This window comes from Actinomadura sp. GC306 (assembly GCF_004348665.1).
Lineage (GTDB): Bacteria > Actinomycetota > Actinomycetes > Streptosporangiales > Streptosporangiaceae > Spirillospora.
This window is the reverse complement of the sequence record NZ_SMKM01000224.1, coordinates 1-11,204: the sequence shown is the minus strand read 5'-3', so window position 1 is coordinate 11,204 and position 11,204 is coordinate 1. Positions and strand designations below refer to the sequence as shown.

Annotated in this window: 8 protein-coding genes; 6 read left to right on the top strand and 2 right to left on the bottom strand. The window is 69.9% G+C overall.

The annotated features are described in order from the left end of the window. The first annotated feature begins 521 nt into the window (after positions 1 to 521). The 3 genes from E1200_RS25230 (at position 522) to E1200_RS25220 (ending at position 4,007) form a co-directional block, all read left to right on the top strand. Complete coding sequence (locus E1200_RS25230; RefSeq protein ID WP_131954564.1) at positions 522 to 1,772, top strand: MurT ligase domain-containing protein; 1,251 nt, start codon at positions 522 to 524, stop codon at positions 1,770 to 1,772. Continuing rightward, complete coding sequence (locus E1200_RS25225) at positions 1,762 to 2,487, top strand: glutamine amidotransferase (RefSeq protein ID WP_131954563.1); 726 nt, start codon at positions 1,762 to 1,764, stop codon at positions 2,485 to 2,487. Before E1200_RS25230 ends, E1200_RS25225 begins: the two co-directional genes overlap by 11 nt. A gap of 71 nt (positions 2,488 to 2,558) precedes the next feature. Next, positions 2,559 to 4,007, top strand: coding sequence for a metallophosphoesterase family protein (locus tag E1200_RS25220; RefSeq protein ID WP_131954562.1), 1,449 nt, complete (start codon positions 2,559 to 2,561; stop codon positions 4,005 to 4,007). Positions 4,008 to 4,176: 169 nt separating this feature from the next. Here E1200_RS25220 and E1200_RS25215 read toward each other — a convergent pair whose 3' ends face one another. Then, complete coding sequence (locus E1200_RS25215) at positions 4,177 to 4,452, bottom strand: MerR family transcriptional regulator (RefSeq protein WP_131954565.1); 276 nt, start codon at positions 4,450 to 4,452, stop codon at positions 4,177 to 4,179. A gap of 746 nt (positions 4,453 to 5,198) precedes the next feature. Between E1200_RS25215 and E1200_RS25210 the strand changes: the two genes are divergently transcribed. Next, positions 5,199 to 6,083, top strand: a complete 885-nt coding sequence (locus E1200_RS25210) for an NAD(P)H-binding protein (protein ID WP_131954561.1) — start codon at positions 5,199 to 5,201, stop codon at positions 6,081 to 6,083. A 67-nt stretch (positions 6,084 to 6,150) separates the two neighbouring features. Here the strand turns inward: E1200_RS25210 and E1200_RS25205 are convergent, their stop codons facing one another. Further along, on the bottom strand, positions 6,151 to 8,784 hold the full coding sequence (locus tag E1200_RS25205) for a hypothetical protein (protein WP_131954560.1): 2,634 nt from the start codon (positions 8,782 to 8,784) through the stop codon (positions 6,151 to 6,153). Between the two features lie 576 nt (positions 8,785 to 9,360). Here E1200_RS25205 and E1200_RS25200 point away from each other — a divergent pair. Then, positions 9,361 to 10,512: an acyltransferase family protein gene (locus E1200_RS25200; RefSeq protein WP_131954559.1), complete on the top strand. Its 1,152-nt coding sequence runs from the start codon at positions 9,361 to 9,363 to the stop codon at positions 10,510 to 10,512. Between the two features lie 109 nt (positions 10,513 to 10,621). Then, positions 10,622 to 11,204, top strand: a 583-nt coding sequence (locus E1200_RS25195) for a TetR/AcrR family transcriptional regulator (RefSeq protein ID WP_131954558.1), incomplete at its 3' end; no start/stop codon positions are given.

The following is an 11,204-nucleotide window of genomic DNA, read 5'->3' as shown; positions in this document are numbered from 1 at the left end:
GGGTCCGCCACGGGGGCCGCCAGCGGGGCGACCGGGGCGACCGGGCCGACCGGGCCGACCGGGCCGACCGAGTACACGTCGATCGGTGCCTCACAGTGCGAGCACTTCCCGAGGGTCCCGGGCGTGTCGTTGCCGCACGTCGGACACTGCATCGCTCAGACCTCGCCTAATAGCCGCTTTGTCCACGCCTGCGCTCGCGTCCGCCGGACCGGGCGGGCCGCACTCCCCCGCAAACCAGCAGGGCTCCCGACAAAAGTAGTGGGTGACGCCGTATCTAGACGCGTGGATGGCAATCTGGCACACCGCAGTCGGAGGTCGCACCGAATCACGACATGTCGGTACTGGTCAAGATTCGTTGCGCCGGTTTACCTGGGCATCTGTGATGCTTATCACAACAGGCGGTCCCGTGCGCGCAACACTCGGAACCGCGCGGGCGCGGCCTTCCGGTTGCGCCGTGGGCGAAGCGCCGAGCGGCTAGGCTCGGAGCGGTTTCCCGGCGCATTACAGAGAAGACGGAGTCCATGAGCGATCTTCCGCTGCGTTCGCAGCTGGCCGTCGCGCTCGGTCGTACGGCCGCCAAGATGTCCCGTATGGCGGGCCGCGGGGACGGTTCGGTGATCGGCGGGAAGGTCGGCCTCCGCCTCGATCCCGAGCTGCTGACCAGACTCGCCAAGGACCGCAAGCTCGTCCTCGTCAGCGCCACCAACGGCAAGACGACGACCACCCGGCTGATCACGTCCGCGATGACGCCGCTGGGGGAGGTCGCCACCAACGCGTTCGGCGCGAACATGCCCACCGGGCACGTGTCCGCCCTCGCCGCGGCACCGACGGCCCGGTACGGCGTCCTCGAATGTGACGAGAAATACGTCCCGATGGTCCTCGCCGAGACGGGCGCCAACCTCGTCGCGCTGATGAACCTCAGCCGCGACCAGATGGACCGTGCCGCCGAGATCTGGCTGCTGGCGGGCAAGTGGCGCCGCGCGCTGGAGGCGTCCCCGCAGAGCCACGTCATCGCCAACTGCGACGACCCGCTCGTCACGTGGGGCGCGTCCACCGCGAAGAGCGTCACGTGGGTCGCGGCGGGCCAGCACTGGCGCGAGGACTCCTGGTGCTGCCCCGAGTGCGGCGGCCCGCTCGACCGCCAGGACACCGACGAGGACAGCGACTGGCGCTGCCGGCAGTGCCACTTCGCCCGTCCCCGCCCCGAGTGGACGCTGAAGGGCGAAACGGTCACCGCGCCGGACGGCCGGACGTTCCCGCTCACGGGCCTGTCGCTGCCCGGCCGCGCGAACCGCTCGAACGCGCTGATCGCGCTCGCCGTCGTCGCGCACTTCGGCGTCCCGCCCGAGCAGGCCCTCCCGCTGCTGTCGCAGGTCACGTCCGTCGCCGGCCGGTACACGACGGTCGAGCACGAGGGACGGCGGATCCGGCTGCTGCTGTCGAAGAACCCCGCCGGCTGGCTGGAGGCGTTCGACGTCCTGCAGCCCAAGCCCGGCCCCGTCGCCCTGTCGATCAACGCGCAGGGCCCGGACGGCCGGGACACGTCCTGGCTGTGGGACGTCGACTACCGCATCCTGCAGGGCCGCCCCGTGTGGGTGACCGGCGAGCGCCGCATCGACCTGGCCGCGCGCCTGGAGGCCGCCGAGGTGCCGTTCACCCTCGTGGACGACATCGACCAGGCGGTCATGGCCGTTCCCCCCGGGCACCTGGACGTGATCGCCAACTACACCGCCTTCCAGCACATCCGAACGAGGTACGGCCGTGTCGTCTAGCCGCAACGCCCCTGACCGGATCAAGATCGTCTGGATCTACCCGGACCTGCTCAGCACCTACGGCGACCAGGGCAACACGATCGTCCTGGAGCGCCGCGCCGCGCTGCGCGGCATCCCGACCGAGACCGTGCACCTGCGCTCGGACGAGCCCGTCCCCGCCGACGGCGACATCTACCTGCTCGGCGGCGGCGAGGACCGTCCGCAGATCCTCGCCGCGCAGCGTCTCGGCAACGACGGCGGCCTGGCGCGGGCCGTGGAGTCGGGCGCCGTCGTGTTCGGCGTGTGCGCCGGCTACCAGATCCTCGGCCGCGAGTTCGGCGGGGAGGAGGGCCAGCCGCTGCCCGGCCTCGGCCTCCTCGACATCCGCTCCGGCCGCGGCGAGCAGCGCGCCGTGGGGGAGATCGTCGGCGATGTCGCGGCGGAGCTGAACGTCCCGCGCATCACCGGCTTCGAGAACCACCAGGGCGTCACGCGGCTCGGGCCGAACGCGCTGCCGTTCGCGAAGGTCGTGCACGGCATCGGCAACGGCGACGGCTTCGAGGGCGCCTACAGCGGGCGTGTCCTCGGCACCTACATGCACGGCCCGGCGCTGGTCCGCAACCCCGGCCTCGCCGACCTGCTGCTCCGCTGGGCCACCGGCACCGAGCTGGCGCCGCTGGACGACTCTTGGGCGGGCCGCCTGCGCGAGGAGCGCCTCAAGGCCGTCGTGGGCTGATCTTCACCGGTTGGGCCTGGTTCACCGGTTGGGTCTGGCCGCCGGCCCGCGCCGGTGCCACCGTTGCGGCCATGATGTGCTGCCGGCCCAGCCGCCGCGACCTCATCCGCTGGAGCGCCGTCGTCGCGGGCGCGTCCCTCGTGCCCGTCCTGGACGGGACGTCCGCCCGCGCGGCCGACGCCGTCCGGCCGGTGAACCTGGAGCTGGTCACCGTCACCGAGACGTCGGCCGTCCTCACCTGGTACACCGGCGTCCCCGGGACGGACGACGGCCTCGGCCGCATGACACCCGCCCCCTCGGACGCCGAGGTCGTCTACGGGACGCACCCGTCCCGCCTGACGCGCTCGGCCCACGGCCCTTCGGGGACCCCGTACCACTACGTGGAACTCACCGACCTCGAACCGGGCCGGACGTATTACTACAAGGCCCTCTCCAGGGGCCAGGCCGCCACCCCCACATTCCTCGCCTTCGGCCAGTCGGCAGGCACCCCGCACGGAGACGTGTTCGCCTTCACAACCCCGCAGCCACCCCCGGGCCGCCACCTTTTCTCGATCGCCCTGTGCAACGACCTCCACCTCGGCGAAACGGTCGCGGGCCTGGTCGGCCAACTCCCCTGGATAAAGGGCATCGAGCAACTCCCCGGCCACCCGCCCTACCCCGAACTAATGGCACAGGCCCTGGTAACCGACGCCAAAGCCCGGGGCGCGCACTACCTCCTGGCGGCCGGTGACATAACCAGCGAGGCGGCCCCCGCCGACCTCGCAAGCGCGAAAGCCATCCTCGACACATTCGGCACCCTGGGCAGCGATTACCTGGTGGCCCGCGGAAACCACGACCGGGCCCACTCAGGCGAGCGCTACGCGTCCTGCACCCCTGGCGAGCACCAGGGGAACGACTGCTACCGGGACGCGTTCTCGTCCTCCGGCTCGTCCTCCGGCGAAACGTACTTCGCCCACGACCTCAACGGCCTGCGCGTCATCGGCCTGGACACCTACGACAAGCCCGGCAACGGCGGCGACGCAGGCGGCCTCTCCCCAGCTCAGGAAGCCTGGCTGGAAACCGAACTCAGGCAAGACCCTGACCGCCCCACCCTGGTCTTCGGCCACCACCCGCTCTTCGTGGAGAACGACCCCCTAGCAGTTACGGGAACCCGCTCCATCGACGCGGGCCAATCCCTGAGAATCCTCGCGGCCTACAACCGGACCCCCGGCGTCTTCCTCCACCACGCCGGCCACACCCACAGAAACCAGCGCTCGGTATTCCCCCTCGCACCCCGGCTCGTCCAGCAGGAGATCGGCGCGGTCAAGGAATACCCGGGCGGCTTCACCCTCCTCCGCGTCCACACCGGCGGCTACGCGCTGAACTTCTACAAGACACGCAGCGCCGACGCCCGAGCCTGGAGCGAACGAAGCCGCCAAGAACTGGCGGGCCAATGGCCCCAACTATCCCTGGGCAACCGCCCCACCGACCGAAACTCGACCGCCCCCCACGACCTCTCCGGCCTAACCCCAGCGACCTGACCACCGCGGCACCGGCGTCCAGAGCCCATCGAAGCGCGTGGGGCATGCGTTCGTGGCCGTGGTGGCGACGCGCCCGCGTCAGCGTCGCCGAGTTCGCCGCCGTTGCTCGCTGGCGCGGGTGTCCGGTTGCCGCGACCCGTAGCGCGAGGCCCCGACGCTTCTTGCCGGGTTACTCCGGTGGGGGGTCGGTGGGACGGGTCCTGCGGAGTTGGGCGTTGATGCGTTGGGCCTCGGCCAGCTGGTCTTCGAGGATGATGATGCGGCAGGCCGCGTCCAGGGCGGTGCCCTGGTCGACGAGGTCGCGGGCGCGCTGGGCCAGGCGGAGCTGGTAGCGCGAGTAGCGGCGGTGGCCGCCGGACGAGCGCTGCGGGACGATCAGCCGCGCCGTGTCCAGGCTGCGCAGGAACGCCGGGGTGACGCCCAGCATCTCCGCGGCGCGGCCCATGCTGTAGGCGGGGTAGTCCTCGTCCTCGAACTTGTCTTCAAGCGGGTCGTCGGTGCCGTCCTGCGGCTCGGGTCGATGCTGGTCGTCGGTGTGAATCGACTGAGTTTCGCTCACAAAACCTTCCGTACCGCCACGGAAGCCGACGACAGGGGCCCCGACGCCTTACCGCGGCGCCGGGGCCCAGAGGGACAACACCATCTTTCCGGCCGTTCGGCCGGTCCTTCTCGTCTTCCGCCCGGGCGGGCGGGGACAACTGGGATCGCGGATGCGTGACCGCAGAACCTTTCACTGCGGTACCCGCGCGGCGTGACTGGAGCCTGCGGCGGGCGATCCCGATGGCGCCGATCTCTCCTTTCCTCGACTTCCCTACTGATACTGCTACTTCCGTTCCCTTGCCTCCGAAGGCCCGTTGGCCTCCGGTCGACGGACCGGCTGCCGACGCCCCTTCCACTGCGTTGGCGCCGACACGCCCGGTCCGCTTCATACATCTGCTCGGGCAGTTCGTCCTCTGCACCGACTCACAGACTCTTCTTTCTTCGATGACAGGAACACTACTCGGGTCCGGCTCGAAAAGCTACCGCGATCACTACAGATTTTCGTAGATCAGCCCTCATGGTTCGCCAACTCCCCGCTGACCAGCGAAGACGTCCCGCTGCGACGTGCGTCACAGTGCAACGCGGCCAGGATCTGGCCGCGTTCGTTCGTAGCGTTCCGGGCAACGACACAGACGTCAGGAGGGATTTGAGATGACCATCGCCGTCACCACCCCGACCGGAAACGTCGGGTCGCGCGTCGTCCGGTTGCTGCTGCAGGCCGGCGTCCGGCCGCGGGTGCTGGTCCGCGACCCGGCGCGGCTGGACGCGGCGACCCGCGAGCTCGTCGACGTCCGGCGCGGCGACCTGACCGACGCCGCGTTCGTCCGCGAGGCGGTGGCCGGTGTGCGGACGGTCTTCTGGGTCGACCCGACCCCGCACACCGCCGAGGACCCGATCGAGACCTCCGAGAGGACGGCGTCCGGCGTGATCGACGCCGCCCGGGCAGGCGACGTCCAGCGGGTCGTGCTGCTGAGCAGCGTCGGCGCCGAGAAGCGCGGGGGAGTGGGCCACATCGACGGGCTCGCCCGCATCGAGGAGCTACTGGACGCGACCGGGGCCGACACGCTGCACCTGCGCTGCGGCTACTTCTTCACCAACCTGCTGATGGACCTGGACGGGCTGGCCCAGGGCGTCCTGACCACGTCGGCCCGTCCGGACGCGCCCATGTCGTGGGTCGATCCGCGCGACATCGGCGACATCGTCGCCGCGCGCCTGCTGAACGAGGACTGGAAGGGCCGCAACGTGCAGGCCGTCCACGGCCCCGAAGACCTCACCTACCAGGACGTCGCGGAGATCCTCACCGGGACCCTCGGCCGGCCGGTCCGGCTGCAGGTCGTCAGCGACGACGATGTCCGCGCCGCGCTGACCTCGGCGGGCCTTGCCCCGACCGCGGTGGACGGCATCGTCGGCATGACCGCCGGCACCCGCGACCTCGTTCCCGAACAACCCCGCGACCTGCTGACCACGACCCCCACCACCCTCGCAGCCTGGTCCTACACCCACCTGCGTCCCCTGCTCCCCGGAGCCGGACGGTGACGGCCGTTTCAGCGTGACCGGCGGCGCGGCCCGTGCGCAGAAGGGCTGCGCCGCCGATCAGCGTCCCCTACTGGGGCTTGGGCTTGCCCATCATCCGGGAGGTCCTGGCGAGCTCGTACGTCTCCTTGTGGGCGAGCCAGCGTGTGGCCAGGATGACTCGGCTGACGTCCTCGGGGGCGCCCGCCGTGAGGTCGGCGGCGAAGCGCCGCAGCCTGGTGGCGCAGACCGGCACGGCGGACTCGACGCAGGTGTCGCTCATCCAGGTGGCCTTGGACAGCTTGACGAGGTTGTCGGCCGCGCCCTCCAGAGCCTGGACGGCCTCCTTGCGCGTGTCGGGACCGGTCAGTGCGTCGGCCTGGAGCTCCGCGGCCTCCTGGAGCGATCCGTGGTCGAAGAGCTTCTCCATCGGCACGTCGAGCCCCTCGCCGTGACCGCCTCGACTGCCCGCGTCGACCGTGGCGAAGGGCAGCAAGTTCCGGAACTGCAGGTAGGCGGTGGCCGCCGTCGCCACGGACGTCGCACGGAGGACACGGGCCGCCGCGTCGAAGAGCTGCTCCAGTTGCCCGCCGACGAGCTGAGCGACCGGAAGGTACACGTCGAGAGCCATCACGCCGGACCCGAGGTCGTCCCTCACCGCTCTGGCGAAGTTCTCCAGCACCGCGTCGGGGACGGAGGCCAGCGCGTCGGCGGCGGCGACTTCGACGATCCAGGCGGTCGTGTGCGAGCCCATGCCCGCGACACCGCGCGGCGCCGCCGCTCGCCCCTGCACCGTGAGGGTCGGCTTTCCCTCCTTGAGCAGCTTGGGGTCGTGGGCCACCACGAGGTGCCGGGCCTTGCGGTTCGCCGCCCAGCCGTTCGGCTCACCGGCGACCGGAACCTCGCCCAGGCTCTTGTACGCCCTGGTGAAGGCGGTCACCAGCTTGTCGAGCGGATCCTCCTTCGCCCCGGTGGTGAGCTCGATGTTCGGTGAGCGCCGTATCTCGATCCTGAGCCGTTCCACCGCCGCCCCGACCGGATCGGTCTCGGCCTCCTGCGCGGGTTCCGCATCGACCTTCATCGACTCGGTACCGCGCTTCGGTTCCGCGGACGATTCCAGGGACGGGAGCGTGAGCGGAGTTTCGGAAGGCGGCTCGGGGGACAGGAAGTTCGACTCGCGGACGGCGGCCGGATAGGCAGCGGCCACACTGCTCTGATGGTCGTGCACCAGGTGGGCGAGGACGAGCGCCGCGTCCCCCACGCCGGTTCGCTCCTGCGCGACCACACCGGCCCTCGCGAGTTCCGCCGCGGCGAACTGCGCGTTCAGCTTCGCGATCAGACGGTCCCGGTCAGCCGCCTTTCTCGACCCCTTGTTGAGGATCACGTTCGCGATGTCGACGGTGAACCCGGCCACGAGCGCCAGCGGATCGTCGCTGGACAGGCCCCTGGCATCGGCGCGCTTCCGGAGAGCCTCCCCGTCGTCCGTCGCTTTGGCACGCAGGCTTTCCAGCAGACCGTGGTCCGGCGGCGTCGCGGACTTCTTCCTCCCGCCGGGCGCGTACAGCATGAGTTGCTCCTGAGCCTGCTTGGCCCGCCCGATGATCTCGGCGTGCAGGGTGGTCACCTGCTCCCCGACCCCGGGTGGCCTCAGCGCGAGTCCGGCCTCCGCCGCACGCAGAGCCGCGTCGAAGGCGAACAGCCTCCACAGCGCCTCGCGCACGTGCTTCCGGGTAAGGACCGGCGCGACCGTCTCCGGTTCTTCGTCCTTCTCCGCCTGGTCGGTTGCCGGGGCTTCTGTTGTGTCGGAGTCGAGGAGCTCGGCCACCTCGTCCTCCGCGCCCGTATCGGTCTCGGCCACCTCGGCCACCTCGTCCACCGAGGCCGGGACGTCGGGTGCCTCGACCCGCATCACGATTTTGCGGTAGTGCCCCTCCGTGGAACCCGTCGAGCCGCGGCCCCGGGCGGAGCGGACTGTGGCGAACGGCAGGTAGTTGACGAAGGCGAGATGCTGGCCGATCGCCAGTTCGAGCTCCTCGCGCACCCGCTCGTTGGACGTTGTGGCGTTTTTCGCGAGGAGGCTCTCGGCCTCGGTCAGATGCAGCTCGGTCCGGTGGGCCGCGTCCTCCAGGCGCAGCACACGGTCCATCCGCTCCTCGGCACTGCGCTCGGGCTGGGGATGCCGCAGCAGAAGGAGAAGTTTCTTGGTGGTGGACTCCTTGTCCGCCATCCAAGCGCTCGTCTCCTTGTGGTGCTTCCGGAGTGCGGCCACCGCCTCTTCCAACGTGAGGTTGTAGAGCAGCGCGCGAAGCGAGTCGACGATCACCACCCACGCGACGGTGTGGTCTCCCATTCGCGCGCCGAAGGGCGACGGGGTCCGGTGACCGGCGCTGATGACCACGTCGGTGATGCGGTCGCCGTCCAGTTCGACGGTCGGACGGAGCTTCACGACGGCCATGGCGGGGAGCTTGTGCTCCCTGGCGATCAAGAGCGACGGCATCCGGGTCAGCGCCGGCCTTGCCGGGGCGCTGCTCACGACGTCCGCTCGGGCCGTCTTCCCGCGCCCGGCGGTCTTCTTCTTCCCGTCGTCCTGCGCCGCTCCGTGCTTTTCGAGTTCCGCGAGTGCCCCGGACAGTTCGGGCGTCAGCGTGCTGACATATCCCTTGGCGTCGTCGATTCTCGCCTTTGCGCGTCGGCCGGACTCGTCGTCTTCGCGCTTGCGCTTCACATTGCCTCCCGATCTCCTCGGCGGGGGGCACACGGGCGAGCCGCACTGCGACCTAAGCACGGCGGCCTGACGGACGGCAACGGACGGTGACAGGTTGATCGCCGTGGAATTCTCCGAAACGACGGCTCCGAGGCGACCGCCACTCGATGAGATGGCTGGCGACCGCCTTGCCGCTAGCCGAATGAGTCGCCGACCGGCTCCACGCTCTCCTGCGCTTAGTAACCCCTCTATGTCGCACCGGTAACAACCGGAGTTGTGCCGAGAGCGTCCCGTCGTAGCCAGGAGGGGCGTCGCGCATGGTCAGGTCTCGCCCGGACGGGGCAGCGCAAGGCGACTGCGTTGGAGCCCGGGGTGGGGCCGGGATCGCGTAGCCTCACTGGCACACTGGTGCGACATGTGGGACGGCTGAGGCGTACACGCGCGGTAGGACCGGAACGGGCTCTCCGCGATGCGGTGGCCGAGACGACCCAGGATGCCCGGTGGCTCGTGGTGGCGTGGGGTGGTCGTGGCCAGCCGGTAGCGTAGCGGAGCCAATGCGAGAACATCCCCGGTAGGCGGATCGAGACCCGGAGTTTCATGGGGTACGACGTCAGAGTTGTCAAATCAGCCGAGGTCGCGGAGAGTCGGAAGGATCGGGATCCCTTCTTCGACAACGCCCGCTTCCTTGCCGTGGTGCTGGTCGTCGTGGGGCACACCGTCACCTTGTTCCCCCCGAATAGTGCGACGCATCCGGCGGTGCTGCTGCTCCAGACCTTCCGGATGCCGCTGCTCATCATCATCACGGGGCATCTGGCGCAGAACTTCGTGTTCAACGACTCCAAGGTGCGGGGGCTGGTGACCGGGCTCGCGCTGCCCTACCTGATATTCGAGGTGTTCTACGCGACCTACGCGTGGGCCACCGGGGCGGCCGCGTTCAACCTGCAGATCCTGCTGCCGACGTACCTCATGTGGTTCCTGATGTCGGTGATCATTTGGCGGCTTACGGTTCCGTTCTGGCGGAACGTCCGCTGGCCGCTGGCGATCGCCGTGGCGCTCACCCTCATCTCCTACACCCACGAGATGCCGCATGAGCTCACGCTTCGGCGCCTTTTCGCGCTGCTCCCGTTCTTCGTCCTGGGCGTGTGCTTGAAGCGCGAGCACATCAAGTTCCTGAAGAAGCCGGGGATGTCCGCTGCCGGCGTCCTCGTCCTGGCAGCGGGCGTCACGTTCTACTACACCGGCGGACGCTACGTCCCCGAGTACTGGACCTACTGGGACCGGGGCTACCGCTGGCTCGGCGTGGGGGCGTTCCCCGGGGTGTTCATCCATCTGGGCGTGCTGTGCCTCGCCACGGTCCTCGCCGCCGCCGTGCTGTCGCTGGTCCCCAGCCGGCGGACGTGGTTCACCCCGTTCGGCACCAAGACCATGTACGCGTATCTGCTGCACGGCCTCGGCATCATGACCGTCGTCTACTTCGGTCTCCACCGGACCGAGTTCGTGCAGACCGTCCCCGGGGTTCTGATCAGTGCCATCGCGGCGGCGGCGGTGGCCACCCTGCTGTGCACGCCGCCGGTCGTCAGGGCGACCCGCTGCCTGATCGAGCCCAAGGCGGAATGGCTGTTCCGCCGCCGCACGCAGACCACGGCGGCCTCGGGCCACGTCGGTGCGCGGACGCCGACCACGTGCAGCATGTCGCCCACGAGGACGCGGGCCGCAGCGGGACGGCCATCCCGCCAAGGGGAGTCCTGAGAGCTCACCCCCGCTGGCAAACGTCGGCTTTGTAAGGCTTTCCGGAGATTTGACGCGCGCTTGACGTCCGACTTCTCCCGCTTGTCCGAACAGCGCCTAATGTGGCGGAATGCCCAATGTAATCCCACGTCAGCGCGTCATCGACGGCGCTGCTCGATTGTTCGGAGAGCTCGGTTACGACGGCACGCCGCTGCAGCTCATCGCCGACGCCCTCGGGGTGCCCACCTCGACGATCATGAAGGTCGTCGGGGACAAGCGGACGCTCTACATCGAGGTCATGCGGCAGGCGTTCGAGGCGGAGCGGACGGCGCTGGAGGCGGCCGTGGCCGAGGCCGGCACCGGCCGGGCGGCCATGCACGAGATCGTGGACGCCTACCTCGACTTCCACGTCGCCAACCCGCAGAACCGGGCGCTGTGGGCACACCGCTGGGTCGCCGACGCCGCCGACCTCTCCGAGCTGGAGGACCGCTACGCCCGGCCCCTCTTCGAGCTGGTCGCGAGCAAGATCCGGGTCCTGGTGCCGCCGGACGTCGACACCTACTACCTGCTCGGCACCCTGGTGTGGTGCGTGCACGGCTTCCTCGGCTCCGGCGTCCTCGACCGTCCGAAGGGCATGCGGAAGGCCGACGACCCCGCCGCCGTCGAATCGTTCCGCCGGCACCTCCACGTCCTCATGGACCGCCTGCTGGCCC

Bases quoted from the DNA above. Each gene is read 5' to 3' on its own strand.
- E1200_RS25230 (WP_131954564.1), top strand. From the start codon at position 522: ATGAGCGATCTTCCGCTGCGTTCGCAGCTGGCCGTCGCGCTCGGTCGT.
- E1200_RS25220 (WP_131954562.1), top strand. From the start codon at position 2,559: ATGATGTGCTGCCGGCCCAGCCGCCGCGACCTCATCCGCTGGAGCGCC.
- E1200_RS25215 (WP_131954565.1), bottom strand. From the start codon at position 4,452: ATGGGCCGCGCCGCGGAGATGCTGGGCGTCACCCCGGCGTTCCTGCGC.
- E1200_RS25210 (WP_131954561.1), top strand. From the start codon at position 5,199: ATGACCATCGCCGTCACCACCCCGACCGGAAACGTCGGGTCGCGCGTC.
- E1200_RS25200 (WP_131954559.1), top strand. From the start codon at position 9,361: ATGGGGTACGACGTCAGAGTTGTCAAATCAGCCGAGGTCGCGGAGAGT.